This is a genomic window from Agromyces sp. NSFZ, assembly GCF_056156205.1.
On the sequence record NZ_CM149585.1, the window covers coordinates 490,476 to 515,554 of the forward strand.

Annotated in this window: 26 protein-coding genes; 15 read left to right on the forward strand and 11 right to left on the reverse strand. The window is 66.1% G+C overall.

Annotated elements, in window-relative coordinates:
• Positions 1-158 precede the first annotated feature (158 nt).
• On the reverse strand, positions 159-653 hold the full coding sequence (locus ACVFI9_RS02330; protein ID WP_474764430.1) for a hypothetical protein: 495 nt from the start codon (positions 651-653) through the stop codon (positions 159-161).
• Positions 654-1,245: 592 nt separating this feature from the next.
• Here ACVFI9_RS02330 and ACVFI9_RS02335 point away from each other — a divergent pair.
• From ACVFI9_RS02335 to ACVFI9_RS02360, 6 genes are all read left to right on the forward strand, one after another.
• Positions 1,246-2,496 carry a DDE-type integrase/transposase/recombinase gene (locus tag ACVFI9_RS02335; protein ID WP_474764431.1) on the forward strand — a complete coding sequence of 417 codons (1,251 nt, stop codon included), beginning with the start codon at positions 1,246-1,248 and terminating at the stop codon, positions 2,494-2,496.
• 1,098 nt (positions 2,497-3,594) lie between these two features.
• The gene (locus tag ACVFI9_RS02340) at positions 3,595-4,557 is read left to right on the forward strand and encodes a hypothetical protein (protein ID WP_474764432.1); all 963 of its coding nucleotides are present in this window, start codon (positions 3,595-3,597) and stop codon (positions 4,555-4,557) included.
• Positions 4,558-4,736: 179 nt separating this feature from the next.
• Positions 4,737-5,678: a hypothetical protein gene (locus ACVFI9_RS02345; protein ID WP_474764433.1), complete on the forward strand. Its 942-nt coding sequence runs from the start codon at positions 4,737-4,739 to the stop codon at positions 5,676-5,678.
• A gap of 511 nt (positions 5,679-6,189) precedes the next feature.
• Positions 6,190-6,852: a DUF3800 domain-containing protein gene (locus tag ACVFI9_RS02350; protein ID WP_474764434.1), complete on the forward strand. Its 663-nt coding sequence runs from the start codon at positions 6,190-6,192 to the stop codon at positions 6,850-6,852.
• Between the two features lie 18 nt (positions 6,853-6,870).
• Positions 6,871-7,107, forward strand: a complete 237-nt coding sequence (locus tag ACVFI9_RS02355; protein ID WP_474764435.1) for a helix-turn-helix transcriptional regulator — start codon at positions 6,871-6,873, stop codon at positions 7,105-7,107.
• 67 nt (positions 7,108-7,174) lie between these two features.
• Positions 7,175-8,026, forward strand: a complete 852-nt coding sequence (locus tag ACVFI9_RS02360) for an enoyl-CoA hydratase/isomerase family protein (protein WP_474764436.1) — start codon at positions 7,175-7,177, stop codon at positions 8,024-8,026.
• Between the two features lie 85 nt (positions 8,027-8,111).
• On the opposite strand, the gene ACVFI9_RS02365 is transcribed toward ACVFI9_RS02360, so the two are convergent.
• The 5 genes from ACVFI9_RS02365 to ACVFI9_RS02385 are packed head-to-tail and all read right to left on the reverse strand — an operon-like array spanning position 8,112 to position 12,162.
• Entirely contained in the window at positions 8,112-8,882 is a 771-nt protein-coding gene (locus tag ACVFI9_RS02365; protein WP_474764437.1) for an SDR family NAD(P)-dependent oxidoreductase, read from the reverse strand.
• The gene (locus ACVFI9_RS02370; protein WP_474764438.1) at positions 8,882-10,078 is read right to left on the reverse strand and encodes an acyl-CoA dehydrogenase family protein; all 1,197 of its coding nucleotides are present in this window, start codon (positions 10,076-10,078) and stop codon (positions 8,882-8,884) included. Before ACVFI9_RS02370 ends, ACVFI9_RS02365 begins: the two co-directional genes overlap by 1 nt.
• A gap of 13 nt (positions 10,079-10,091) precedes the next feature.
• The gene (locus ACVFI9_RS02375; RefSeq protein WP_474764439.1) at positions 10,092-11,240 is read right to left on the reverse strand and encodes an acetyl-CoA C-acyltransferase; all 1,149 of its coding nucleotides are present in this window, start codon (positions 11,238-11,240) and stop codon (positions 10,092-10,094) included.
• Positions 11,237-11,671: a MaoC family dehydratase gene (locus tag ACVFI9_RS02380; protein WP_474764440.1), complete on the reverse strand. Its 435-nt coding sequence runs from the start codon at positions 11,669-11,671 to the stop codon at positions 11,237-11,239. The genes ACVFI9_RS02375 and ACVFI9_RS02380 overlap by 4 nt, the downstream gene beginning before the upstream one ends.
• Complete coding sequence (locus tag ACVFI9_RS02385; protein ID WP_474764441.1) at positions 11,668-12,162, reverse strand: hypothetical protein; 495 nt, start codon at positions 12,160-12,162, stop codon at positions 11,668-11,670. The genes ACVFI9_RS02380 and ACVFI9_RS02385 overlap by 4 nt, the downstream gene beginning before the upstream one ends.
• Before the next feature lie 150 nt (positions 12,163-12,312).
• On the opposite strand from ACVFI9_RS02385, the gene ACVFI9_RS02390 reads away from it, so the two are divergent.
• The 4 genes from ACVFI9_RS02390 (at position 12,313) to ACVFI9_RS02405 (ending at position 15,203) form a co-directional block, all read left to right on the forward strand.
• Positions 12,313-12,876 carry a VOC family protein gene (locus ACVFI9_RS02390; RefSeq protein ID WP_474764442.1) on the forward strand — a complete coding sequence of 188 codons (564 nt, stop codon included), beginning with the start codon at positions 12,313-12,315 and terminating at the stop codon, positions 12,874-12,876.
• A complete protein-coding gene (locus ACVFI9_RS02395) occupies positions 12,873-13,058 on the forward strand; it encodes a ferredoxin (protein WP_474764443.1) in 186 nt (61 codons plus the stop codon). Before ACVFI9_RS02390 ends, ACVFI9_RS02395 begins: the two co-directional genes overlap by 4 nt.
• A 7-nt stretch (positions 13,059-13,065) precedes the next feature.
• Entirely contained in the window at positions 13,066-14,286 is a 1,221-nt protein-coding gene (locus ACVFI9_RS02400; RefSeq protein ID WP_474764444.1) for an NAD(P)/FAD-dependent oxidoreductase, read from the forward strand.
• Between the two features lie 86 nt (positions 14,287-14,372).
• Positions 14,373-15,203 (forward strand): mycofactocin-coupled SDR family oxidoreductase, encoded by an 831-nt coding sequence (locus ACVFI9_RS02405; RefSeq protein ID WP_474764445.1) that lies wholly within the window; start codon positions 14,373-14,375, stop codon positions 15,201-15,203.
• A 36-nt stretch (positions 15,204-15,239) separates the two neighbouring features.
• Here ACVFI9_RS02405 and ACVFI9_RS02410 read toward each other — a convergent pair whose 3' ends face one another.
• The gene (locus ACVFI9_RS02410) at positions 15,240-15,929 is read right to left on the reverse strand and encodes a TetR/AcrR family transcriptional regulator (protein ID WP_474764446.1); all 690 of its coding nucleotides are present in this window, start codon (positions 15,927-15,929) and stop codon (positions 15,240-15,242) included.
• 57 nt (positions 15,930-15,986) lie between these two features.
• Entirely contained in the window at positions 15,987-17,621 is a 1,635-nt protein-coding gene (locus ACVFI9_RS02415) for an AMP-binding protein (protein WP_474764447.1), read from the reverse strand.
• 36 nt (positions 17,622-17,657) lie between these two features.
• Here ACVFI9_RS02415 and ACVFI9_RS02420 point away from each other — a divergent pair, with 36 nt between their 5' ends.
• A complete protein-coding gene (locus ACVFI9_RS02420) occupies positions 17,658-18,548 on the forward strand; it encodes an SDR family NAD(P)-dependent oxidoreductase (protein WP_474764448.1) in 891 nt (296 codons plus the stop codon).
• Positions 18,549-18,555: 7 nt separating this feature from the next.
• Here ACVFI9_RS02420 and ACVFI9_RS02425 read toward each other — a convergent pair whose 3' ends face one another.
• Positions 18,556-19,107, reverse strand: a complete 552-nt coding sequence (locus ACVFI9_RS02425; protein ID WP_474764449.1) for a nuclear transport factor 2 family protein — start codon at positions 19,105-19,107, stop codon at positions 18,556-18,558.
• Positions 19,108-19,175: 68 nt separating this feature from the next.
• On the opposite strand from ACVFI9_RS02425, the gene ACVFI9_RS02430 reads away from it, so the two are divergent.
• The 3 genes from ACVFI9_RS02430 (at position 19,176) to ACVFI9_RS02440 (ending at position 22,245) form a co-directional block, all read left to right on the forward strand.
• Positions 19,176-20,234 carry an MBL fold metallo-hydrolase gene (locus ACVFI9_RS02430; RefSeq protein WP_474764450.1) on the forward strand — a complete coding sequence of 353 codons (1,059 nt, stop codon included), beginning with the start codon at positions 19,176-19,178 and terminating at the stop codon, positions 20,232-20,234.
• A 161-nt stretch (positions 20,235-20,395) separates the two neighbouring features.
• Positions 20,396-21,634: an ABC transporter substrate-binding protein gene (locus tag ACVFI9_RS02435; protein WP_474764451.1), complete on the forward strand. Its 1,239-nt coding sequence runs from the start codon at positions 20,396-20,398 to the stop codon at positions 21,632-21,634.
• An 86-nt stretch (positions 21,635-21,720) separates the two neighbouring features.
• Positions 21,721-22,245, forward strand: coding sequence for a nuclear transport factor 2 family protein (locus ACVFI9_RS02440; protein WP_474764452.1), 525 nt, complete (start codon positions 21,721-21,723; stop codon positions 22,243-22,245).
• Here ACVFI9_RS02440 and ACVFI9_RS02445 read toward each other — a convergent pair whose 3' ends face one another.
• Positions 22,246-23,196 carry an NADP-dependent oxidoreductase gene (locus ACVFI9_RS02445; RefSeq protein WP_474764453.1) on the reverse strand — a complete coding sequence of 317 codons (951 nt, stop codon included), beginning with the start codon at positions 23,194-23,196 and terminating at the stop codon, positions 22,246-22,248.
• Between the two features lie 44 nt (positions 23,197-23,240).
• Entirely contained in the window at positions 23,241-24,008 is a 768-nt protein-coding gene (locus tag ACVFI9_RS02450; RefSeq protein ID WP_474764454.1) for an SDR family NAD(P)-dependent oxidoreductase, read from the reverse strand.
• Between the two features lie 151 nt (positions 24,009-24,159).
• Here ACVFI9_RS02450 and ACVFI9_RS02455 point away from each other — a divergent pair, with 151 nt between their 5' ends.
• Positions 24,160-24,891 carry an SDR family NAD(P)-dependent oxidoreductase gene (locus ACVFI9_RS02455; RefSeq protein ID WP_474764455.1) on the forward strand — a complete coding sequence of 244 codons (732 nt, stop codon included), beginning with the start codon at positions 24,160-24,162 and terminating at the stop codon, positions 24,889-24,891.
• The last annotated feature ends 188 nt before the right edge of the window (positions 24,892-25,079 follow it).

The following is a 25,079-nucleotide window of genomic DNA, read 5'->3' on the forward strand; positions in this document are numbered from 1 at the left end:
CATCCCTGGTGGGCGTAGCAGCGCTTTTGGTCGCGCCCTAACCCATTCGCCTGGGCGACCCCAGCAGGGTCACGAACTTCGACAAACCGACCGAGGTTCGCCGCCTATCGGGTTCAGCGACGACTGCACCACCGCGACGTGAAGCACCTCGGGACAGCTCATTTGCGGCCGAACTCGTGCGTCTCGACGTGGGCCCGCTTTCGGTGGGTGTTGGGCGACTGAACCCATTCGACCCGTACCTCAATTTCGTAGGGGGCGCCGTCAGTGGTGATCTTCGCTTGCCTCCATGCATACTCACCGCGACGCATGACCCGTCCGTAGTCCCAGTCCGTGAATCCGTCCGGGTGCATGACCGGCTTCGTCCCGGGCAATGGCTCGGCTCCATTTGGATCCCGGTAAGGGACCCAGCCTTCCCACACGTTCCCCGGCTGGTTCTTCACGCGGGAGTAGATCGAGACCCGTTCGGCGTCGCCGGGACCGAGCTGTCTCACCTCGGCACGCCAAGACTCGGACCCCCGATACTGACCATCTTGCCGAGAGAAATCGAACTCCCAGTTCGGCTTCGCAGACGCACTCTGCCGGTAGATCGAATAGAGGGACGCGAGCAGCGCAACACCCGCTATCCCTGAGGCGACCCAATCCGCGGTTGTCATGGGGCCGAGCGTAGCGACCGGGGGCAATGGGCGGATGGCGCGAGAGGCGTTGTCAGCGGTTGAGTTCGGGAAGACCGCACCCCGAGTTTCGGGAAACGGCCCCGCCGAAGACACGGACGCGCGGGCGTTGCTATCGAAGCGTTCCTGGACAGCTCTTCTGCCGAGCGTGCGTCGCCCATGCGCCGGCCGAGTTACCGCGCATGTGATCGAGTAGTCGCGGGTTTCGTGGTTCTCGCGACCTACTCGACGGTGCCCCGCGTTTGTCAGACCTCGGCGTCGCCAGTTCGCGGTCGCGGAAGGGATCGTGGTGAGGATCGCAGTGGCGCCGTTTCGGCTTCAACGGGCGGGGAACATGCCGACCGCGGTTTGCAGGCATCTGCTAATTGACGAGTCGATGTACTCGGGCCGCCGCGAGCTCGAGCTCCTCGACCGTCAACGACAGTCGGCGACGAAGGGTTCGAGTCTGTCCGAGCACCCGCCGTTGGGGTGCGAGACTGTCATGTCGCAGGACATCGGTGACAGTTCTGAATCATTAGATCGGTGACGGTTCGGAGCTGTTTGGTGGTGACAGTTCCCCTCAGATGTTTGAGGGATGAGCCGCAATGAGCCTGTCGATCCTCGTGTCCGCCTCGCGATCTCGCAGTGGCCGCCGGATGCGCCACGTGGGGCGGTGTCGACGTTCTGCCTGGAGCACGGGATCTCGCGGAAGACGTTCTACGAGATCCGCAGGCGGGTCGCGGTTGACGGGCCGGCCGCGGCGCTCGAGCCGCGGAGCCGACGGCCGAGGACGAGCCCGACGGTCATCGCGGACGAGCTCAAGGCGCAGGCGGTCGGGGTGCGGGCCGCGTTGGAGCGGTCGGGTTTGGATCACGGGCCGATCAGCGTGCACGAGAAGATGCGCTCGCTCGGGATGACGGCGCCGTCACCGGCGTCGCTGGCGCGGATCTTCCGCGACGCCGGCGTCGCGAAGCTCGAGCCGCGGAAGAAGCCGCGGGCGGCGTTTCGCCGGTTCGTGTATCCGGCGCCGAACGCGTGCTGGCAGTTGGACGCGACCGAGTACGTCCTGGCGGGTGGGCGCAAGTGCGTGATCTTCCAGCTCATCGATGACCACTCGCGGTACGCGGTCGCGTCCCTGGTCGCGGACGCGGAGACCTCGGACGCAGCGATCGCGGTCGTGGACAAGGGCATCGCCGCGCACGGGGTGCCGCAACGGCTGCTCACGGACAACGGGTCTGCGTTGAACCCGTCCCGGCGCGGCCACGACGGCCAGCTCGTCGCGCACGTGCGAGCGCTCGGCGTGCAGCCGATCACCGGGAAGCCGTACCGGCCGACGACGCAGGGGAAGAACGAGCGGTTCCACCAGACCCTGTTCCGGTTCCTCGACAAGCAGCCCATCGCCGGCACCCTCGCGCAGCTGCAGGAGCAGGTCGACCGGTTCGATGCGATCTACAACCGGGAGCGTCCGCACCAGGGACTGCCCGGCCGGATCACCCCACAGCAGGCGTGGGAGGCGACCCCGAAGGCCGACCCTCCGAAGCCCGGCCCACCGCCGCCGCGCACGCCGATCGCGTTCCGGACCGATGGCCGCGACGACCAGGTGCGGGTCGTGAAGGTCGCGGGGAACGGAACCGCGTACGCCCGCGGGATCTGCTTCCAGACCAGCCGCGACCACGTCGGCCAGCAGGTGTACGTCGTCTACGAGCCCGACGGCGTCATGATCTTCGACGACCGCGGCACCCTCATCGTCGAGCACCTCTGGCCGGCACCCGGCACCCGGTACGTCGGCAGTGGGAAGCCCCGCGGCCGAAGGCCCAAGACCCTCCCTCTGTCACCGATGTCCTGACACATGAAGTGTCACCGATGTCCTGAGGCAGAACAGTCACCGATGTCATGAGACATCACAGTTGGGGTGCGAGACTTGATGAGCGCACGCTTATTCAACGAATATCGATCCGAGGTGGCTCCAGGCGTTCCCAGCTGTCCCGAGTACAGTGGTCCACGCAGCATCCGTTCTCGCAAGGAATCCCGGGCCAATCCGAGACCATTCGAGGTTTCCGGAGCGCGGCGAGAGACTCGCGTGGCATCCCGTCCGCTCCGTGGTGTCGCGGGTTCGAGTCCCGCCCTCGCTACAACAGAATCCCTGGTCAGCCGAGGGTTCTCTCTTTCTGGAATCGGCCGATACTAGATGATCTGGCCCCGATTCAACGCTTATTCAACGTTTATTGCTCATCGCGACGCCGCGCGGAGGCCTTGACCAGATCTTCAGTCCGGCGAGCTGATGAAGCGCGGACGCCCGGGCATGCTCGCGCGGTGGTCACGTGTGCTGTACGCGGAATGTCCGCGAGGCGCGTGTTTCTGCGGATGTCGACGTCATGGAGCTCGTACCCCGTCACCTCGAGCGCTCGGATTTTCCAGCCCGTAGACGGCGGCGGGCCGCGAACGGGGAAGTAGTCAGCATTGGCTGCCCATTTGATGATGAGACCAGATGATTACGGTTCGAGTCTGAGTTTCAGAACGCGAACCAAGTCGAATTCGCAGCGCCGGGTGGGGCTGCGTCCTCTCGATGACGACCCCGCAGGCAGCGTAATCGGCGGAACGACGAGGTAACAAGCACACCCCTGATGAACTACACGACGTCAATACGGCTCGAAGACCCTGACCTCGCCCATCGGTGGGGCTCCAGAGGGTGGTGTGACCACGAAGCGGAACGCTGGGTCCGCTACATCCTCGCTGGCTACGGGATCGTCGAACTCCTCGATCGCCCCGAAGCTGCTCGAAGCGATGCGCTCCCGGGGCTACGACGACGAAGACCTCGCCCGGCTGAGCGAGCTGATCGAAAAGGTCTTCGCGCACGACACGGAACCACAATCTCCCCCCGATGACGTAGCTCGTCGCGAAGGCAATCTCGCGCTTCAGCACGCCGCGCCACTATGGTGTGACCGTGCCTAGCGACGTGGACGCCACTGCCTGGCTCAGCGCACCCAAGGCGCCCGAGACGGCGGGTCCGAGCGAGCACGATCCATCAGCTTGGCATTATACGAACGCCGCGGGCCTCGACGGCATTGCCTCGACCAGCGTGTTGTGGGCGTGCTCAACGAAAGGATTGAACGACAGCCAAGAGGTTCGTTTCGGGATCGATGCGTTCCGTCGACTTTGGGAGCGCGTGAAGCCCAATCTCATCGATGGGGCACCCGTGGTCGAGTTCGAAGAGTGGCTCGCTGACATCGAACAGCGAGCGTTCGCCCGTGAGGTACTCGTTGTTTGCGCCTGTGAGGACGGCAACAGTCTCCTCCACTGGCAGGCGTATGCGCAGATTCACGACGGCTACGCGATCGAGCTGTCGCCAACCGCGGAATATAAGCTGCTGGCGTCCGATCGGCAGCCCGACCTCTTCCAGCCGGATGATGTCCCCGCGATCTATTGGCGCCCGGTCACCTACGGGGACAAGGATCCCGAATGGAACTGGGATTACTGGGACCCCACGCGCCGCATGCTCGAGGGGGCGCTCAATGCGTTCGGCGCATTGAGGGAGGGTCGTGTCACGGATGAGGCGCTCCTGCGCGACCACCTCGACCGGCAATACGTGTCGCTCGTGTACGCCTACAAGCACGAGGGTTTTGCCGGCGAGCGAGAACTGCGACTAATCGTTGTTCAACCACCGATCGATGGGTTCACGACGTACCGCGAATCTAGGTACGGCCCGGCCACCAAAGCCCTCCTCGCCGCGGTCGACGAATCCGACCCTGAACGCTACACAGTGCGGCGCACGGCGCAGCTGCCGATTCTCTCCGTGCAGCTTGCGCCTCGGAATCCAGAAGGCGACGAACAGCGAGTTCGCGAGCTGCTTTTCGCGGGCGGCTACAGAGATGTACCAATTACGCGATCGACCACGCCCATCCGGTAGCGCGGCACGTGGGACTCGGACACGTGCGTCCCGCGTACGAGTCCGAGCGCGGGCGTCACCAGCATCCCTTTCGCGACGGAGTCGCATTGATGCATGGAGCGGGATCCGGTCATCGCGACAGGGTTCTTTCCGAACGGGTCGATGACCGCGACCCTTCTATGCACTGACATACTTTCCGAATGCGTGTGCTCGAGGCGTTGCCCGTATTGCCTAATGTCCCCTCGTATGAAAACGCCGTCGCTCACCTTGTTATCGGCCTGCTGATCTGGGCGGTGTCGGAGCAGGTAGGAAAGCTGCTCCTGACGTACCACGCGGAGTACCAGGAGATAACGAGCTTCTGGCAGGTTGAGAACAGCGTTGGCTTCAACGCGATCTATCGGATACTCTTCGCTCCCATAGCCATCGTCGGCTTCTCGATTATCTTCTACCTCACTGATTGGCTATGGCCGATCACCGGCATCTGGACGTCGGCCATCTGGTTCGCAGTGATTCAGGCGGCAGGCATCATTCTCCTCGCGCGGTGGCGATTGGTGAACAAGTGGAAGTTCTTCTCGTTCCACATCGTCTCAATCGCACTCTCCTACTACCTCTACGCAAACCTCATCTCGAAAGGCATCGACAAACTGCTCCCCGACAAAACCAACCTCAGAACCGAGCTGTGGCTGGTTGTGGCTCTGTTCTTTTATGGAGTGTTCCGCTCGATCAAGGAGAACCAGGCCCGCTTCGAGGCGCGCAAACGAAACTACATGGAGACACGCGCGGACAAGTTCCGCGTCAAGTATGCGGTTGAGCTCGCGACCTACGACTCCAACTTCAGGGACGCACTTATTGCCGTCATGATCTACGAGGACTACAACCGGCCAAAGGTCGCGCGAATCGTCGAAGACATCCGGGGCGCACGGACGCGCGGAATCATGCAGGTAGCTGGCGCCAAGACAGATGCCGAGAGTATTCAGAAGACGGCTGACGCACTCAAGCCTGGTTGGATCGCATATCGAGCTATTCCCGAAGGGACTCCCGGAAAAGACTCCAAGGTCTACGAGATGTTCCGGCTGCACAATCCGAACGGTTGGGACTACGCAAGTCGAGTCACCGAGATCTACCAGCGGATCGCTCACTGACCGACGGCCAATCGAGCCTCGCGGACCACATGCCGATTGATCGAATGGGTGGCCCCGACAAGACGCTGAGGTGCGGATTCTCGCAGCCCTCCACGATTCGCCGGCATGGGTCGGAATCCGGGAGTAAGCTCCCCGTTCTGATTGCTGTCGAATACTCCGCTGGATGGGGCGGCGGTAGATTCGGCGCCAAGTCGTATCCGGGACGTGGGAGGGTGGCGAAGGTGGAAATAGCTGTGGCTGGTGTAGGTGTGGGGCATCTCATCTCGATCTTGAGGGCCGCCGGTGCCGCCGCTAGTTTCAGCTCGCTGTGGACCCGCCAGGCTCCTTCCGGGCCACGTCGACATCAGACCTCCGGTTCAGTTCATAGCTGATGCGAGACGACCGTCGGTTTCGTGAGGGCCGATAGTGCGCCACAACGGCGCACCCCAGAGGAGAGGACTCAAGAGATGAGGACTAAGGACCCACGGCAGCATTCGAATCCTGAAGTTTCGCCGCGCGACAAGGTGGGTGGGTGGTCGTCGAGAGAATGGAGGATGTGCTGCATGCGTACGTTGACGAGAGCTACGTCAAGGACGGGGTCTACTTCGTCGGTGCGCTAGTTATCGACCCATCCGAGCTGTGGCGGCTACAAACTGGCTTAGAGAGCATCCTTTGGAGGGCGAACAAACAGCACCAGGTTCCACTCGACATTGAGTTCCATGGACGGGATCTCTTTCAACGAAGCGGCGAATGGCAGTGCCTGAGAAACAAGACTGATACCGCCCACGCGATCTATCGTCATGCCGTGCGTTCGATTACTGGGGTTGGATCGAGAGTCACCATACGCGGTATCGATGTGCAGCAATACCAATCGGTGCACGCCGTCGTGCTCCCACCTCACACGATGGCGCTCATCAACACCCTCGAGATGCTGAACCACTACGGGGAGCGGCGGGACAGACAAATCAAGGTCTTTGCCGACGTGGTAGACGACCAGGCGGATCACGAGCGCCGTGTCGACCTATATCGGTCTCTAGATCCTGCCTCGCTCGGCTACAAGCGCCAGTTTCTGAGCTACATCGAGAGTCCGATCGAGTGGGTCGACTCTCGGGATCATCATGCGCTTCAGGCCCTCGACCTGAGCCTCTTCATCTGTGGAGAAAGTGTTCGGCCCGTCCCGGGTCGCTTGGAGTGACCTGGGACACCTGCGGGTATGGACATCGAACGCCTCTCCGGGCTCGGCCTCGAGCCGATCCTCACGACGAGCGAGCTCGCCGAGTATCTCGGCGTGCACGTGCAGGCGATCTACGACCTGCGCGCCGCCGGGCGGGGACCTGCCGGCATCCATGTCGGACGCGAGATCCGCTACCGGGTCTCTGAGCTCCGCAGCTGGATGGACCGGCTCCACGAGCCTGAACCTAGCCTCGCGAATCGTGGGGGTGACCGCTGATGGCCGGGCGGCCGCGACTGCCGATCGGCACCTTCGGCGAGATAAAGACGATGCATATGGCGCTCGAATGCTGGGACGAGGACGCGCCCGACGGGCGTCCGCCGCGGCGGTACTTGGGTGGCCGCGAGATGTCGGCGATCGCGCTCGGGTATATCGCCCCGGACAACGGGTCGCGCGCCGCGAATCAAGCGGTCAACGCGCTGTCGCTGAGCTCATCGAGAAGGGCGCTATCACCCGGGTGCGCGTCGGCGGGCGTGACACCGCGGCGACGATCAGCGCCGATGATTCGTGTGCGGTCGTCGTGATCGAGGCCGAGGGTCCGCGGTTCTGTGGCGGCGGCGATCTCGCGGGCATGTCGGCGGCGGATTCTCCGGCTGAGTACGTGCGGGAGCTGGCCGGCACGGTGCACGAGGCGCTCCTCACATTCGCCGAGTCCGACAAGGTGTTCGTCGCCGCGGTGCAGGGACCGGCCGCCGGGGGCGGGTTCGGGCTGGTGCTGAACTGCGACTACGTCGTGGCAGCCGAGACGGTGACGTTCGTGAGCGCGTACTCGAAGGTCGCGCTCAGCCGCGACTGCGGCTCGTCGTACCTGCTTCCGCGCATCGTCGGGCCGACGCGGGCCACCGAGTTCGTGATGGTCGGGCGCCCGCTGGGCGCCGCGACCGCGCGTGAGTGGGGCGTCGTGAACGCCGTCGAGCCCGCCGATCAGGTGCTGCCGGCGGCTTTGCGGGCCGCCGAGCGGATCGGCGCGATCCCCGCTGCTGCCCGCGTCGCATCCAAGCGACTGCTGGGCGCCGCGTGGCTGCCCGCCTATCGCGAGCACCTCGACCAGGAACGTGACTCCATCGCGCGCCTCGCCGCCACCGGGGAATCCACGAGGCTGCGCGCGGACTTCCTCAGGCCGGCACGGCATGGCTGAGACGCGGAGGTCCTCTCCGGTCCGTCGCTTGTTGACGACGGACCGGACAGGACCTGGGAGGCGCGGGTGGTTCTCGGACGCGAGGTCAGCGCGGAGGCATCCGCGCGCCGGCGTCGACCCGGATCACCTCGGCGTTCAGGTACGGAACCTCGATGCAGGCCCGCACCACGCCCGCGATGTCTGACGGATGTCCCAGTCGCTGCGGGAACACGTTCAGTCCGCGCAACGACTGCTGCACCGCTTCAGGGGCGGCGCGCACCATGGGTGTGTCGATGGTGCCGGGACAGATCGTCATCACACGGATGCCCCACTGGCCGAGGTCTCGGGCAAGCGGCAGGGTCATCGCGACGATGCCGCCCTTCGACGCGCTGTACGACGCCTGACCCACCTGACCTTCGAAGGCCGCGGTCGACCCGATGTTGACGATGAGACCACGCTCGCCGTCCGTACCGGCCTCGTTGCGCTGCATCTGCACGGCCACGTTCCGGAGCACGTCGAAGGCCCCGATGAGATTCACCTCTATGCCGAGCCGGAAGCGGTCCAGAGGGAACGGCTCGCCGTCGCGGTTCACCACCCTCGCGGCCGGCGAGATGCCGGCGCTGTTGACGAGCACGTCCACGCCACCGAGCAGTTCGGTCGCCGTGTGCACGGCGGCCTGCACCTGCTCCGGTTTCGTGATGTCCACCGGCACGAAGTGCCCGCGCGGACCGAATTCCGTTGCGAGGGCGGCGCCGCGGGAGGTTTCGAGGTCGAAGATGACCGCGCTGCCGCCGGCCTCCACGATCATGCGGACGATGCCCTCGCCCAGCCCCGATGCGCCGCCCGTGACGATGGCGCGGACGTCACTCGTCTTCATCAGAACGACCTGGGGAGACCGTAGGACTCGGCGATCACGTTCCGGGCCATCTCGCTGGTGATCGGACCGATGCGGTAGAGACGCACGTCGCGCCAGTAGCGCTGCATGTTGGTCTCGAGCGCGTACCCCATTCCGCCCAGGATCTGCAGGCCGAGGTCGGCCGCCCTTCCGGCGTGCTCCGACGCGATGACCTTCGCCATCGTGGACTCGGTGCCACAGGGCTGTCCGGTCTGCTGCAGCCAGGCGGCGTAGTTCGTCATCAGCTCGGACTGCTTCTGCCACATCGCGATGTCGGCGATGAAGTGTTGCAGCGCCTGGAACTGTCCGATCGGCTGGCCGAACGCCTCGCGCGTCTTGACGTGCTCGATGGCGTCTTCGAGGACGCCGTCGATGACGCCGGTGCAGAGCGCCGCGACCATGATGCGCTCGTTGTTGAGCGTCGCGAGCATCTGGTACCAGCCCTTGTTGACCTCGCCGATCACGTACCGGTCCTCGACGAAGACCTCGTCCAGGAAGATCTCGCAGGACCCGACCGACTTCATGCCGACCTTGGGGATCTGCCGGATCTCGACGCCCTCGGACTCGCGCGGCACGAGGAAGATGGTGACGCCGCGGCTGGGCTTCTCCGCTTCCGGGTCGGTCTTCGCCACGAGCAGCAGGTAGTCGGAGACGTGGGCCGCCGTCGACCAGATCTTCTGTCCGGTGATGCGCCAGCCGCCGTCGACCTTGGTGGCGGTGGTGTGCATGGAGCCGAGCACGTCGGTGCCGCCGGAGGGCTCGGTGAGCGAGATCGCCATCCGGATCTTGCCGGCCGCGAGCTGCGGCACCAGTTCCTGCTTGAGTTCCTCGCTGCCGTAGAGAGCGACGGACTTGGCACAGAACGAGGAGATCCCCCAGATCCACACCAGGCCGCCGAGCGTGCGGGACAGCTCCCGGGCGACGATCATCTGCGTGATGACGTCGCCGCCCGCTCCGCCATACTCCTCGGGCAGACCGATGGCGTGCAGGCCCTGCTCGGACATGAGGTCCCACAGCTCGGTGGGGTACTCGAACTCCCGGGATTCCCAGTCGCGAGCGACGCTCTTCGGCAGCTTCTTGTTGACCCAGTCACGCAGGTGGATGCGGAACTCCTCCTGCTCGGGGCTGAGCCCGAAGCTCATGGGTGCTCCGGTCGTCTGCGTGTCGGTGAGGCTCATTTCAAGTGCTCCTTCAGTTGATGCGTTCGATGATCGTGGCGTTGGCGAGGCCGCCGCCTTCGCACATGGTCTGCAGGCCGTACCGGCCGCCGGTGCGTTCCAGTTCGTGCAGGAGCGTGGTCATCAGCCGGGTTCCACTGGACCCGAGGGCGTGGCCGAGCGCGAGCGCCCCGCCGTTGACGTTGGTCCGGGCCAGGTCGGCCCCGGTCTCCTGAGCCCAGGCGAGCACCACGGCGGCGAAGGCCTCGTTGACTTCGAACAGATCGATGTCGTCGATGGACATCCCGGTGCGCTCGAGCAGCTTCTTGGTCGCCGGTATGGGCCCCGTGAGGATCATCACCGGGTCGCTGCCGACGACCGTGCCGGCGTGGATGCGGGCACGCGGGGTGAGGCCGTAGCGGTTGACGGCATCCTCAGAGGCGATGAGCATGGCCGACGCGCCGTCGGCGATCTGGCTCGACAGCGCCGCGGTGTGCCGACCACCCGGCACGTTGGGCTGCAGGGTCGCCATCTTCTCGAGCGTCGTCTCGCGGATGCCCTCGTCGCGCGGGATGCCGTCGAACGGGAGCACTTCCCGATCGAAACGTCCCTCGTCCCAGGCTCGTGCCGCCCGCTGGTGGGAGTCCAGGGCGAGTTGGCGCATCGCCTCGTCGCTGATCTTCCAGGCGTCGGCGATGAGGTCGCCCCCGCGTAACTGGTGGATCTCCTGATCGCCGTAGCGATCCAGCCACTTCGCCCCGTCGAAGGGATAGCCGAATCCGAGCTTCGCGCCCTCGACCCCGGAGCTGTTGAGCGGCACCCGGCTCATGACCTCGACGCCGCCGACGACGACGAGATCGTACTGACCGGCCATGACCCCGTTGGCGGCGAACTGCGCCGCCTGCTGCGAGGAACCGCACTGGCGGTCGATGGTGACCGCGGGGACGTGCTCGGGGAGTCCGGCGCTGAGCCATGCCGTTCGCGCGACATTCCAGGCCTGGGCCCCGATCTGCGCGACGCATCCGAAGATGACGTCGTCGACCGCGCCCGGGTCGGCGCCCGTGCGTGCGAACAGTTCGGCGATGACGGTGGCGGCGAGGTCTGCGGGGTGCGTCTCCGAGTGTCCGCCGCCGCGGCGGCCGGTCGGGGTGCGTACGGCCTCGACGATGTAGGCGTCGGTCATTCGTTGTCTCCTTCGGGGTTGTTCCACGCGACCGTGGCGGTGCCGATCAGGGCGGGACCGCCTCCTTCGATGGCGAGCTGGACGTCGCAGTCGGCGAGCACCTCTCCCGCCTCTTCCCGGACGCTCGTGACCGTGCCCGACGCGATGACGCGATCCCCGGCGTGCACGTTGGACACGAAGCGCACCTTGATGCGACGCAGCGACCCTTCTCCGGCCCACGCCTGCAGCATGTTCTGCACGTAGCCCAGGTTGCACGGCCCCTGGTTCACCGGCCGGCTCCCCATGCCGAGCGACTGCAGGGTGAACGTGTCGAAGTGGATCGGATTGCTGTCGTCGAGCAACGCCGCCATCGTCTTCATCTTCTCGGGGTCGACGGAGTCGACCGCCCATTCGGGCAGTGCGGTTCCCACGACGGGGCCGTTCGAGGTCATGCGGTCCTCCGCGGGTAGACGATGGAGTTCGTGGTCGTCGCGACGATCTCGCCTGCTCCGTCGCGCAGCACGAGCTCGAACGCGATGATGTCGAAGACGCCGGCCCGGCGACCTTCCTTGCGAAGTGCGGAGACGAACTTTCCGCTGACGGTGTAGCTCTCGCCGACGATGAGCGGCGCCATCAGCTCCGTCTCGTGTTCTCCGAACATGGGGCCGTCTTCGGCTTTCGACCCGCAGATGGCGAACAACTCGTCCCACGTGACGCCCATCGCGCCCGAGGAGAGGTAGACGAACAGCGGATGCGCGGTCGCCCCCATGGCGGGAAACGGCCGATTCGGGACCATGAGCACGTCACCGAGCAGCCATTCGCGGTGCGGCGGTATGGTCAGTACGCCACCGGGCAGTTCTCGCCCGATCAGACTGTTCAATTCGGCTTCCCCGAAGGTGGCCTCTTCGGCCTCCCCGACGGGGGCCTCCGCGACGACGCCCATCACCAGCTCCTTCGCTGAATCTGTCGACAACCTATTTCACCTACCAATCGATTGTTACATTTAACGCAATCGGATGTCAACGAGGTTCGTCCTTGTCAAACAACCGTTTGGTTGCATAGAATTCAGGTCACACCCAAGAAAGGGGCAATGATGCCGAACGTGCACATAGATCACGTCTCGATGTGCGTACGAGACCTCGAGGTCGCGATCAAGGACTGGCAGGAGATCCTGGGCGTGCTGAAGCCCACGTTCCTCGAGAACCTCACCCGAGGTGCCGGAACGTCCGATGGGACGGGCATGGTCTGGGCGACCTTCCAGAACCCGGATCCGAACGGCGTGTCGATCCAGCTCTGGGCGCCTGCCGATGAGCAGTCCTGGGTCCACCGGCTCTTGGACAAGCGCGGCGAATTCGTGCACCACATCGCCTTCTTGTCGGACGACTTCGGGCACACCATGAGCGAATGCCGCAACGCTGGACTTCCCATCGTGCTCGACGAAGACAGCAGCCCTGACACGATGCCGTGGCTGAGGTGGAACTTCATTCCCGAGTCGAAGACGCACGGCGTGCTCATCGAGCTCGCCACGCGCTATCAGTCCGGTGACGGCGCCTGGCTCCCGCACCCGGGTAACGCCGAACAGAAGGAGCTCAACGAACGACTGCGTGACGAGTTCTATGTCGACGCATCGGCGAACCGGGAGGAACGGGCATCATGAAGGTCACCGTCGACATGGACCTGTGCCAGCACTACGGCCAGTGCGTCTTCGCGGCGCCGCGAGTCTTCCAACTCGATGAATCCGGTCATCTCGTCTACGAGCCGGATCCCGATGACACGACCCGTGCCGACGTGCTCGCGGCCATCGACGCCTGCCCGATGCAGGCGATCCGGGTGGATTGAGCCGGTCATGAGTCTTCCCGAGCATGCGGCCGCCGGCGCCGCACAGACGGTCGCCATCGTCGGAGCCGGCCTCGCCGCCCTTCGCACGGCCGAGAGCCTTCGTGACGGCGGCTTCGACGGCCGCATCCTCGTCTTCGGCGACGAACGGCACCTGCCGTACACCCGGCCGCCGCTGTCGAAGAAGCTCTTGAAAGAGGGCCCTTCCGGGAGTGCGGTGGCATTCCCGCTGCGCGACAACGTCGCCACGGTCGAGTGGCGACTCGAGGAGCGTGTCGAGTCCGCCGACCTGGGCGCGCGCACGCTCCGCACGGCCGGCGGAGAGGTCGTCCCGTTCGACGCCCTCGTCGCCGCCACGGGTGTCCGTCCGCGTCGCCTCCCTGTCGCCGGCCCCGAAGCAGGCCGCCACGTGGTGCGAACGATCGAGGATGCCGCGGAGCTTCACGACCTGCTCGGCCCCGGCGTGCGCGTCACGATCATCGGCGCGGGATTCATCGGGTGCGAGGCGGCCGCCACTGCGGCGAGCATGGGCAGCGTCGTCACCGTGGTCGCGGCGGACCCCGAGGCGATGATCCGTCCGCTGAGCCCCGAGGTGGGCGCGGCCATCCGGCGCAGGCACGAGGCACGAGGCATCCGCTTTCTGCTCGGCCGCGGAATCACGCGGTACACGGGTGACACCCGCGTCGAAGGCGTCGAGCTCGATGACGGGTCCGTCATCGAGGCGGACCTCGTCATCGAGGCCGTCGGATCCGCGTGCAACACCGAGTGGTTGATCGGCAACGGTCTCGACATCGCCGACGGCGTGCTCACCGACGGGTATCTCCGGATCGAACACCCGACCCCTGCGGTCGCGGTCGGCGATGTCGCACGTTTTCCGAACGCGCTCTTCGATGAGACCCCCCGTCGCATCGAGCACTGGCAACTCGCCACCGAAACGGGTCGCATGGCGGCGCGGACCCTGCTCGCCGAACTCATCGGCGCGGACGCGCCCGCAGCGCCGCTGAGCCCGGTTCCGTACTTCTGGACCGACCAGGGCGACCTCAAGGTGCAGTCCTTCGGGGCTCCGAACCTCGCAGATCGCATCGAGGTGCTCGAAGGCGACCTCGATGCCGAGTGCGCGATCGGATACTTCAACGGTGACCGGCTCGTGGCGACCGTCCTCTTCGGGCTGAACACGCGGGCGCCCCACTACCGAGGTCTTGTGGCGAACCCGGTGGCGCTCGTCGCATAGTCGGTATTTACACCAAGCGCCCGGTCGAATAAAACCGGAAACCGGAGCGATCGACGGCGATCGCGCTGGCTGACGGGAGCATCGACATGGGAAGAGTGTCCGGAAAGGTGGCCTTCGTCACCGGAGCAGCACGGGGTCAGGGTCGAAGCGACGCGCTGCGCCTCGCGTCGGAGGGTGCCGACATCATCGCCGTCGACATCTGCGAGGACGTGGCCACCATTCCGTACCCGCTCGGCACCCGCGAGGAACTGGCCGAAACCGTTCGCCTCGTCGAGGATCGAGGCCGGCGTGCGATCGACCTCCCGGCCGATGTGCGCGACTTCGATGCGATGCAGCGCGCATTCGATGCCGGCGTCGCCGAACTCGGCGACGTGGAGATCGTCGTGGCCAATGCCGGAGTCGTGGGGTTCGGTCTCTCTTGGAAGCTCACCGAGGAGGAGTGGGACACGATGCTCGACATCAACCTGAAGGGCGCATGGCACACTGCGAAGGCTGCAGTCCCGCATCTCATCGAGAACCGTCGCGGTGGCTCCATCGTGATCAACAGCTCGAAGGAGGGCATCAAAGCGCTGCCGACCCTCGCGCACTACACGGCCGCGAAGCACGGTGTCGTGGGGTTGACCCGGGCACTGTCCCTCGAGCTCGCCGAACACCTGATCCGCGTCAACGCGATCGCGGCCACCGCCGTGAACACGCCGATGATCCACAACGATGCGGCGTACTCGCTCTTCATGCCGCATCTCGAGGACCCCACGCTGGAGGACGCCGCCAAGGCGTTCGGCACCTTGAACCCGATGCCCGTGCCGTGGGTGGAGACCGATGACGTGAGCAATGCCGTGCTCTTCTTCGCGTCGGGTGAGTCACGATTCGTCACCGGAACCACGCTTCCCGTCGACGCAGGGGCTTCTCAGAAGTAGCGTCGGCGGTGCGTCATGACCCTGCCCTGCGGGTCATCATTTCGCGCGATGGTTGATCTGCGACTTCCGGAGCTCCGACAGAGACCCGAAGTCGGCAACGGCGGCGTCTGACGCGACCGACGCCAGCACGAGGCCGGCGAAGTGACCGGAGAGGCGCTTGGTCGACAGCCTGCCCTCAGGGTTGTACCAGGTGGTCACCGAGTTGAGCAGGCCGAGGATGCCGAGGCTGGCCACGCGAACGTCGAGGTCGGGGTCGATCGACCCTTCCTTCTGGCCTTCCTGGAGGATCTTCCGCAGGGCATTGATGTAGCTGTCGCCGCCGGCTGTGATCAATTGCTGACGCTCGGGGGAGAGCGATCGGAACTCTCGGACCTGGATGGTCACGCTTGTGAGGTTGTCCACCGAGAACCGCACGTGCTGGTCGATGTAGTCCTTCAACTTCGCGAGCGCGGTCTGGTCGGAGTTCACGATCGGGTCGACCAGCCGCATGGCGTCGTCGTACGCACGCTTGATGATCTCGAAGAGGAAGTCCTCTTTCGTCTTGACGTAGTAATAGAGGCTGCCCTTCAGGATTCCGACCTCGTCGGCGATGTCCTGGATGGATGTGGCGTCGTAGCCGTTGGCCAGGAACCTGAGCGCCGCCGCGTCGAGGATCTCCTTGAATCGTTCGGGGTCGGGTCCAGTGCGAGGTCGGCCCCGCCGAGGCTTCGTTTCCTGAGTGGTCATTGTGGGGTGGGACTCCATCGACTACGAGCTGCGCGGATGATGCCGGGGACCTCGACTCTAGACCGGGCTGCTCACTTCCTTGGTGATCTGTTGGCGCAGCTCGTACTTCTTGATCTTGGTGCCGGACATCGGCCAGTCCTCGACGAAGCGAACATATCGCGGAACCTTGTACGAGGCGATCTTGCCACGGCAGAACTCGACGATCTCGTCGGACGAGATGTTCCGGCCCGGCATGAGCTCGATGAAAGCGGCAGCGACCTCGACGTAGGTGTCGTCGGGTGCCGAGACCACGGCGACGACCTTCACCGCCGGATGGGTCGCGAGGTAGTCCTCGATCTCGACCGCCGCCACGTTCTCCCCGCCGATCTTGAGCATGTCCTTGATGCGGCCGTGATAGCTCACCTGGCCCTTCTCGTCGACAGACCCGAGATCGCCGGTGTGGAACCATCCGTCAGGGCTGAGCACCTCCGCGGTCTTCTCGGGATCCTTGTAGTAACCGTCGAACACGGCGTACCCCCTGAAGCAGAGCTCGCCCCGCTCGTTCGGAGGCAACGTGTTCCCCTCGGAGTCCACCACTTTCACCTCGAGACCCGGGAAGGGAGTGCCCGCGGTGTGCAGGCGGTCCTCGAGCGGGTCGTCGGGGTGGTTGTAGCAGGTGGTACCAGAGCCCTCGGTGCATCCGAACGCCGAGATCTGCGACGCCCACGGAACGCGGTCCTGCATCTGGCGCAAGCGCTCGGGCGTGCCGACGTTCAGGACGATTCGCAGGCGCCTCAGGTCGCGCTCGTCGAAGTCGGGCTGCGAGAGCACCGCCTGCCAGATCGTCTCGAAGGCGGGATACGCGATCGTCGCCCGTTCGGCTTCGAGCGCGTCGACGGCCTCGGCAGGATCGAAGCGGCGTGTGGCGATCATGGTCGCACCAACCGAGATGCAGGCCGTGAGGGGGAGGATGACGCTCATGTGGAAGAAGGGCAGCGGATCCCAGAGTCGATCCGCCTCGGTCATGAGGAATCTCGCGCTGGCGAAGCCCACTCCATTGCGCACGATGGACTCGTGCGTGAGGACGCAGCCCTTGGGTCGCGCCGTCGTTCCGGACGTGTACATGAGCACCGCGGCATCGCGCAGGCGCACCCGGGAACGGAGCACGTCGATCTCGGCGAGCTCGGTGCGTTCGGCGCGCGCCAGGAGGTCGTCGAACGCGAGGAACCCGGGTCGCGGCGCGCCCCGCAGCACAATGCTGCGCAGCAGCGGCGCGCAGTCGAGGCCGAGGGCTTCGGGATCGCGGTGCGCCAGCCCCTCGAAGGTCTCCTCGAGGATCGCCGGATAGTCGACGAAGTCCGCGATCTCGTCGGAAGTGAACAGGAGTTTGAGATCGGCGTGGCCGACCACGTAGCCCAGTTCGTCGCTCTTGAAGCGCGCGTTCACGGGTACCGCAACGGCGCCGACGCTGGTGACCGCGAACAGGATGACCATGTACTCGATCGAATTCGGCCCGAGGATTCCGACGTGGTCTCCTGCTTCGATGCCCGAGGACCGCAGGGCCCTCGCGAGGGTGTCCACGCGATCGGTGAACTGCCGGTAGGTGACGCGCTGCTCGGGGAACACCAGGAGCTCGTTGTCGGGGAACCGCTGGGCAGTGCGCCTCAGCAGGTCGCCCATGGTGATGGCCTCGGCCCACGTGGTCACTGACATCCTCGCTCCTTTGCGTGTTCCCATCGAAGACGGCTCGTGTCCTCGCAGAATATCAAACAATCGTTTGATCAAACTGTCGGATCGATGCTAATCTTGCCGCACTCTCCCGTCAATGTTGACAGCACCGAGATGGAGAAATGCCCCATGGCGACGAACCAGAACCAGGCCCCCTCGAACGCCGGTTGCGCGCTCGTGACGGGCGGCACCGGCGCCGTCGGCTCCGCCGTCGCCCGCGCCCTGGCCGAGGAGGGGTACCCGGTCGCCTTCACGTTCCTCAGGGCCGTGGATGCGGCCCGTGAATTGACCGCCGAACTGGAGCGCGTCGGCACCGAGGCGCGGGGCTGGCAGGTCGACCTCGCCGACAGCACGGCCGTCGTGGAGGCGGTTTCCGCCGCCGCTGCGCACTTCGGCGGCATCCGCTTGCTTGTGAACGCCGCCGGTCCGCACATCCCGATGACCTACCTCTCCCAGGTCGAGCCGCAGGTCTATTCGGCGCAGCTCGATGCCGAGGCGAAGGCCTTCTTCAATGTCGCCCACGCCGCGATTCCCCACCTGCGTCGCAGCCACGGCAGTATCGTGGCCGTCACGACGGCCGCCACCAGGCGATACGCGATCCGGGACGGCCTGTCGGCGGGTACCAAGGCCGCGGTGGACCAGCTCGTGCAGGGGTTCGCCGTGGAGGAGGGGAAGTTCGGCATCCGAGTCAACGCCGTCGGTCCGGGGATGCTCACGGATGGGATCGGCGCACGTCTCGTGGCCTCAAGGGATCTCGATGAGGACGTCGTCGCCGACGTGCGGAGACGGACCCCGCTCCGTGCCTTCGCTTCGGCCCGGGATGTCGCGGATGCAGTGCTGTTCCTGGCGAGCGACCGGGCGTGCATGCTCACGGGCCAGAAGCTGAACGTCGACGGCGGCTGGTCGATCTGAGTTGCATTCACCGAGCGCGACTCGTCGCACTCGTGGTCCGAGGTGAAGCAGGGAGCACGGTGCTCCAGCTCGCGGGAAGGTCGCCGGCGCTCACCTGATGCCGCGGCCACTCGGCCGGCCGGGCGGCCCACGGGCTCACGCCGAGCGACCGCCCGTAGAAGAGGTGATGTCGTCGTGCCGCGAAGCGCCAGACCCCGTCTGCGCCGCGCGCGTACGAATCGCGGTACAAGACCGATTGCTCGATGAGGTCGCCGTGGAGCTCGATGTGGACGCGTGCGTAGGCGAGTCCGATGGCGGATGTCTCGGTCAGGAGGTCGATCGTGTGCGTGCCGACCTGCATCACCGAGGGGCCGGCGCTGCCCCATGACGGGATGACCGCCTCAGCGATGACCGAGCGATCGAGGTCGGGCAGCGCGGCGCGTTCGGTGCGGATCGCGAAGAGCTCGAGCAGCGTCGACGCATCCCGGGAGTCGAATGCGATCGCATAGCGCGACGGCAGCTCTCGGATCTCCATCAGCGCCAGGGCCCGTTGAGCGGCGGCGCCATCCGATCGAGTCATTCAACGTCCTCTATTTCAACAACTGATTGTTTGGTTGTAGTCTGCCACGACGACGGAAGAGGCGTGCAATGACCAACCCTGAAGTTCCCGCCGACTGGACGACGGCCGGACTGTGGCCGGTGGCGCCGGGCGTCTATCGGGTGCCGCTTCCGATTCCGAACGACGGACTCCACGCCGTCAACGTCTACGTCATCGAGTCTGGAGGCGTGCTCTCCCTGATCGACGCCGGATGGGCGCACCCGGAGACGAAGCGACGGCTGGCCGAGCAGCTGGCTCGACTCGGCGGGGGTCTCGACGCCGTGCGCGACGTTGCAGTCACGCACGGTCACCGTGACCACTACTCGCTCGCGATGGAGATGCGCGACGAGACCGCGGCCCGCGTCCTGCTCGGCAGTGCGGAACGGCCGATGATCGAGGCCGTGCTCGCCGGCACCGGTCGGGGTCTCGAGGCCCACTTCGGACTCCTAGCGCGAGCGGGCGCGCAGAGCCTGGTCGCCGAACTGCGAGAGTGGCTCGCCGACCCGCCCGACTATGCCCGCGCGGATGACCGCTACGAGATGCCCGACACGTGGCTCGCGCACGGAGACGCCCTCGCGCTCGGCGATCGCACGCTGAGCGTGCTGCACACGCCGGGTCACACCGGCGGGCACGTCGTGTACGCCGATCTCGACGCCGGCCTCCTCTTCGCCGGCGACCACCTCCTTCCGCACATCACCCCGTCCATCAGCTTCGAACCGGTACGGCGACCGAACCCGCTGGGTGCGTACCTCTCCTCGTTGCGGGACGTGCTCGCGCTTCCCGACCTCGTCCTGCTTCCCGCCCATGGCCCGGTGGCCGCGAGCTCCCACGCCCGCGCAAGGGAACTCATCGAGCACCACGAAGCGCGTCTCGCCCAGATGTGCGCTGCCGTGCAGCAGGGTGCGGCCACCGCGGCGGATGTCGCCGTGCACGTCGCCTGGACGGGGCGTGGGCGCCGGCTCGGCGAACTCAACGTCTTCAATCGCATGCTGGCGGTGCTCGAGACCCAGTTCCATCTCGATGAGCTGGTGAGCCGGGGGCACGTCGAATCCAAGGCTGCGTCCATTCCGACGTACCGCGCCGTGCCCCGATCCCCTGAGAGCCCCTGAATGGCACGAGAGAGAGGATTTCGAGTTGACAGGGCCTCGTCCTCAAGTATGCTTACTACCAAACAATCGGTTGGTTCATTAATTCACGATCGTCCCGGAATCATGCCACGGCAAGAGAACACCTAACCAGCCGAGTCCCTTCAACGAAGAAGCGAGTTGCAATGACCAGAATCACAGCCCGGACGGCGAGCGCACTCGCCATTGCACTGAGCGCGGCGATCGCCCTCAGCGCGTGTGCGACTCAGGCGACGGGCACATCCGAAGCGGGTGCGGCCGCGCCGATCAAGATCATGACGATCGCGCCGGTCTCGACCACCCTGCAGAGCTACCCCGACGCGGAGATGGGCGCACGTGCCGCCGTCGAGGCGATCAACGCCGCCGGCGGTGTCAACGGCGCGCCGCTCGAGTGGACCTTCTGCAACACGGAGTCGGACCCGAACAAGGCCGCCGGCTGCGCACGCACGGCGACGAAGGAGAACGCGGTTGCCGTCGTCGGGCAGACCGACGCCTTCACGACGAGCAGCCTCCCGGTGCTCGAGGCAGCAGGCATCCCGTCGTTCGGCATCCACTCGGTGGGCAACGAGATCGACTGGGAGAGCAAGGCGTCCTACCCGTTCCACGGCGGTGCACCCGTCGCCCACCTCGCCACCGCATCGGCGCTCGCTCAGGAGGGTGTGAAGACGGTCGAGATCATCGCCCTCGAGGTTGCAGCGTCGACGAGCCAGATCGCCCTCATCGAGCAGGCGGTCGAGCGTGAAGGGATGCAGGTCGCCGGCACGGTCACGATTCCCACGAGCGGAGTCAGCGACTACGCCCCGTACGCCCAGCAGCTCGCCGACAACGGCGCCGACGGCGCGATCTTCCTGACCTCCGCGGGTGTGGCCACCGCGATGGTCAAGGCGGCGCACAGCCTCGGCATCTCCCCGAAGTTCGGCTACAACGGCTTCTCCTTCACCGAGACCGAGTTCCTCGCGCTCGGCAAGGACGCTGAAGGCTTCCTGGTCGCAAGCCCCTACCCGACGTTCCGTGACACGGATCTGCCCGCAGTGCAGCAGTTCAACAAGGAGCTCGAGGACGCCGGCGCCGGTGACGACCCGCTGCTGCGCCGCCTGGTCGGATTCAACGCGTGGCTCGCGGTGCACGCGTTCGCCCAGATCGCGGAAACCATGGACGGTGAGATCACGGCGAAGACGTTCACCGAGAAGCTCGGCACGATCGGCGAGATCGACGTGCTCGGCGTGCTGAAGTGGAACCCCTCGGACCTCGGTTCCGCGAACGCGGACTTCCCGCGACTGCCCGCCACCGAAGAGCGGTTCCTGTCGCTCTCGAAGGACGGTGAACTGGTCACTCGTACCGACCTCGAGCCGGTAGAGAACGCCCTCGCCGGCATCAAGCGCTGACGACGACACACTATTCGCAGGGGTGCTCCCGGGTTCGTATCCGGCGGCACCCCTGCTGTCATTTCCGTCGATCCGAAAGAGAGACCATGTCCATCGATGACCTCCTGGCCGAAGCTTCCATTCGGCAGACCCTCGCCAGATACTGCCATGGCGTCGACCGCGGTGACCGGAGCATGATCCTGAGCGCCTACCACCCGGGCGCGTACGATGACCATGGCGGGTACCGCGGCACCGCGGAAGGCTTCGCCGACTACATCATCGCGAAGTTCGATGCTGCTCCCGAGATCGGGCAGCACCACGTGACGAACGTCCTCATCCAGCGTGAGGGGGACGTAGCGCGAGTCCAGAGCTACTTCCTGGCACTGAACCCGGGTCGTCCCGAGACGGGAGGCGGGCACGACCTGATCGCCGGCCGGTACCTCGATGACTTCGAGTACCGCGACGGAGACTGGCGCATCGCGAAGCGAGTCGTGGTCCTGGATGTCACGCGCGACGATCTGGCCGGAACACCATGGCCGACCGGCGCATTCGCCTCGGGTCGCAGGGGAGTCGCGGATCCTTCGGTGCCCTTCTTCGCCGAGATGCCGTCCGCGGGTGCGCCGACGTCCTGATCAGGGCCAGACGAGGACCTGCCGCTGCCGCACGCCGCCGGCCGCCACCCGAGCGTGCGCGGTCGCGGCTTCGGCAAGCGGCAGGTCGATGGTCGGGCGCAGTCGGAGGTCACCGCGGCTGACCTGGTCCACGAGGTGGTCGAGCCGCGACACGTCGCCCTGGTAGGCGCGCACGCTCACCAGAACGGTGTTCAGAGCGCGGCGCTGCGCCGCATCCATCGCGGACGGGCTGAGGGGGCGCAGCAGCACGAGCGTGCCACCGCTGCGCAACGCCGGCATGACGGCCTCGCCCACAGTCGGGCAGTCGACGAGCGCATCCGCTCCCAAGGGCGCGATCGCCCGGACACCTGGGACGATGTCCCGCCGCGCGACCACATGATCGGCACCCCAGTCCGTCAGCGTGCGGTGATCTTCCTCCGCCGCGACGGCGATGACGGTGATCGCGCGCGCGTGTGCCAGTTGCACGAGGATGCCGCCGACGACGCCCGCGGCTCCGACCACGACGAGCGTTCCGCCCGGGCCCAGGCCGGTGGCGTCGAGCGCGGCAAGCGCGGTCAGACCGTTCATCGGTATCGTGCTCGCCGCACTGAGCGACATGCCCTCAGGAATGATCGCGGCATCCTGCTCGTCCACGACGACGAACTCGGCGTGGGCTCCCCGGCCCGTCGCGATGAAGGTCGTGACGGCGAGCACCCGATCGCCGGGCCGGAGCCGCGTTCCGGGCCCCGCCGACTCCACTTCTCCGGCGACCTCGAGCCCGGGCACCAGCGGTCGTTCCGCGTCGCCCACGAGCCGTGCGACGCCGCCCTCGCGAAACCACACGTCGGCGGGGTTCACGGGTGTCGCGCGGCTGCGGATCCTCACCTGGCCTGCGCCGGGGACGGGGGCGGGGACCTCCACCGTCGAGAGGACCTCGGGTCCTCCGTACTCGACGAATCCGATCGCCTTCATGCTGGAGCCAGGCTCGAGCGGGGCCGCCGCTGCATCCACCCTGTTCATCCGAAGACCGGGGGCATCAGTTGCGGGGTGCGTGCGGCCAAGCCGCCATCGACCGGGAGGTTCACGCCATTGATGAACGACGACCGGGGACTCGCCAGGAACGCGATGGCCTCGGCCACCTCGTCCTGTTCGCCCCACCGTTGCATGGGCGAGGCCCGCCGCAACTCGTCGTACTTCTCGGGGTCCGACTCGGCGATCGGTCGCGTGAGGTCCGTGTGGATCGGTCCCGGTGAGACGACGTTGACGCGGATGCCGTCGCGGGCCAGGTCCATGGCGGCGGAGCGCGCCAGGTTGAGGACCGCTGCCTTGGAGGTGCAGTAGCCCCAGTGGTCGGCTTCACCGCCGAGCCCAGACGTCGATGAGAGCACGATGATCGAACCGCCGCCGCTGCGCCGCATGCGGGGGGCGACCGCCCGGATCCCGAGCGCCACCGCGCGGACGTTGACGGCCATCACGCGCTCGTACGTCGCCATGGGGAGCTCCTCGATCGAGCCCCACGCGGTGATCCCCGCGCTGAACACCGCCACGTCGATGCTGCCGAACCGTTCGAACGTCTCGAGCGCGGCATCCTCATTGACCTGCTCCTCGGTGAGGTCGCCGCAGATCCCGAGTGCGTCGCTATCGTCGAGCCAGCCGAGTCGTTCCTGCTGCACGTCCACTCCGGCGACGCAACCGCCCCGCTCCAACCAGAGTTCGGCGAACGCTCGGCCGAGGCCTGAGCCCGCTCCTGTGACCAGCGCCACCTGTCCGTTGTGCCCGTTCATCTCTCTCCAAGCCGACGCCGTCGTGTGCGTCCTCGCATGCGAACAGCTCCGATGATATCGTAATCAAACATTCGATTGGTGGAATTATCTCGATCCCCTGTTCGCCCGTGCGCGACGCGGGTGGTCGAGGCTCCGAGGAGGCGAGTTGTCCATGGCTGCGAAGCAGAGAACGGTACTGATCACCGGGGCCGCCGGTGGACTGGGGCGGGCGCTCGTGTCAACCTTCGCTGACGCGGGCGACCAGGTCTTCGCCGTCGACTTCAGCCCCGCCGTCGCTGAGCTTTCGGAGCTGCGCGGAGTCACCGGCATCCAGGCGGACGTCAGCGATGAGACCGACGTCGCCACCGCTCTGGCGACGTCGGGAACCGTGGATGTGCTCGTCAACAACGCCGCCGTGATCGACCGCCTCGGGACCGTGCCGGAGACGACCCTCGACGAGTGGCAACGCGTCCTGGGCGTGAACCTCACCGGAGCGTTCCTCTTCTGCAACGCGGCGATCCCCGCGATGCTCGAGGCCGGCGGCGGATCGATCGTCAACGTGGCCTCCGTTGCGGGGCTTCGCGGCGGCAGGGCGGGCGCTGCGTACACAGCCTCGAAGTGGGGTCTCATCGGCTTGACGACTAATATCGCTGCCACGCTCGGAAGTCGGGGGATCCGAGCCAACGCGGTCGCTCCCGGCAGCATCGCGACGTCGATGGGCGCCGGCGAGATCCAGGGCACCATCCTGCCGTCGGCCCGCGAATCGCTCGCCCGCGACAAGGGCAAGCCGGGGCCGGCCTCTGCTCAGGAGATCGCCGACGTGGTGCACTTCCTGGCCTCCGAGCGGGCAGGGCGGATCAACGGGGTGGCCGTCCCCGTGGACGCGGGCTGGATCGCGTACTGAGCCCCCGGCTCGGGCGGAGCGGCGAGCTGGAGTTCCCCGTGAGGTTGTGAACGCGGGTTGATGGGGTGAGTCCGCCGATCGGGGTGGGGTAGGAGCGTGCGTCACGAAGACCTCCGAGCTCAGGACAGTGCGTGTGGTGACCCACATCCTGCACGGTGGTCTTCGCCCACCTCAGCCGTTCACAACTG

What these genes read in the sequence shown, in the direction of transcription:
- ACVFI9_RS02330 (WP_474764430.1), bottom strand. Translation starts at nt 653, where the DNA reads ATGACAACCGCGGATTGGGTCGCCTCAGGGATAGCGGGTGTTGCGCTG.
- ACVFI9_RS02335 (WP_474764431.1), top strand. Translation starts at nt 1,246, where the DNA reads ATGAGCCGCAATGAGCCTGTCGATCCTCGTGTCCGCCTCGCGATCTCG.
- ACVFI9_RS02345 (WP_474764433.1), top strand. Translation starts at nt 4,737, where the DNA reads ATGCGTGTGCTCGAGGCGTTGCCCGTATTGCCTAATGTCCCCTCGTAT.
- ACVFI9_RS02355 (WP_474764435.1), top strand. Translation starts at nt 6,871, where the DNA reads ATGGACATCGAACGCCTCTCCGGGCTCGGCCTCGAGCCGATCCTCACG.
- ACVFI9_RS02360 (WP_474764436.1), top strand. Translation starts at nt 7,175, where the DNA reads ATGCTGGGACGAGGACGCGCCCGACGGGCGTCCGCCGCGGCGGTACTT.
- ACVFI9_RS02365 (WP_474764437.1), bottom strand. Translation starts at nt 8,882, where the DNA reads ATGAAGACGAGTGACGTCCGCGCCATCGTCACGGGCGGCGCATCGGGG.
- ACVFI9_RS02370 (WP_474764438.1), bottom strand. Translation starts at nt 10,078, where the DNA reads ATGAGCCTCACCGACACGCAGACGACCGGAGCACCCATGAGCTTCGGG.
- ACVFI9_RS02375 (WP_474764439.1), bottom strand. Translation starts at nt 11,240, where the DNA reads ATGACCGACGCCTACATCGTCGAGGCCGTACGCACCCCGACCGGCCGC.
- ACVFI9_RS02380 (WP_474764440.1), bottom strand. Translation starts at nt 11,671, where the DNA reads ATGACCTCGAACGGCCCCGTCGTGGGAACCGCACTGCCCGAATGGGCG.
- ACVFI9_RS02385 (WP_474764441.1), bottom strand. Translation starts at nt 12,162, where the DNA reads ATGGGCGTCGTCGCGGAGGCCCCCGTCGGGGAGGCCGAAGAGGCCACC.
- ACVFI9_RS02390 (WP_474764442.1), top strand. Translation starts at nt 12,313, where the DNA reads ATGCCGAACGTGCACATAGATCACGTCTCGATGTGCGTACGAGACCTC.
- ACVFI9_RS02395 (WP_474764443.1), top strand. Translation starts at nt 12,873, where the DNA reads ATGAAGGTCACCGTCGACATGGACCTGTGCCAGCACTACGGCCAGTGC.
- ACVFI9_RS02400 (WP_474764444.1), top strand. Translation starts at nt 13,066, where the DNA reads ATGAGTCTTCCCGAGCATGCGGCCGCCGGCGCCGCACAGACGGTCGCC.
- ACVFI9_RS02405 (WP_474764445.1), top strand. Translation starts at nt 14,373, where the DNA reads ATGGGAAGAGTGTCCGGAAAGGTGGCCTTCGTCACCGGAGCAGCACGG.
- ACVFI9_RS02410 (WP_474764446.1), bottom strand. Translation starts at nt 15,929, where the DNA reads ATGACCACTCAGGAAACGAAGCCTCGGCGGGGCCGACCTCGCACTGGA.
- ACVFI9_RS02415 (WP_474764447.1), bottom strand. Translation starts at nt 17,621, where the DNA reads ATGTCAGTGACCACGTGGGCCGAGGCCATCACCATGGGCGACCTGCTG.
- ACVFI9_RS02425 (WP_474764449.1), bottom strand. Translation starts at nt 19,107, where the DNA reads ATGACTCGATCGGATGGCGCCGCCGCTCAACGGGCCCTGGCGCTGATG.
- ACVFI9_RS02430 (WP_474764450.1), top strand. Translation starts at nt 19,176, where the DNA reads ATGACCAACCCTGAAGTTCCCGCCGACTGGACGACGGCCGGACTGTGG.
- ACVFI9_RS02435 (WP_474764451.1), top strand. Translation starts at nt 20,396, where the DNA reads ATGACCAGAATCACAGCCCGGACGGCGAGCGCACTCGCCATTGCACTG.
- ACVFI9_RS02440 (WP_474764452.1), top strand. Translation starts at nt 21,721, where the DNA reads ATGTCCATCGATGACCTCCTGGCCGAAGCTTCCATTCGGCAGACCCTC.
- ACVFI9_RS02445 (WP_474764453.1), bottom strand. Translation starts at nt 23,196, where the DNA reads ATGAAGGCGATCGGATTCGTCGAGTACGGAGGACCCGAGGTCCTCTCG.
- ACVFI9_RS02450 (WP_474764454.1), bottom strand. Translation starts at nt 24,008, where the DNA reads ATGAACGGGCACAACGGACAGGTGGCGCTGGTCACAGGAGCGGGCTCA.
- ACVFI9_RS02455 (WP_474764455.1), top strand. Translation starts at nt 24,160, where the DNA reads ATGGCTGCGAAGCAGAGAACGGTACTGATCACCGGGGCCGCCGGTGGA.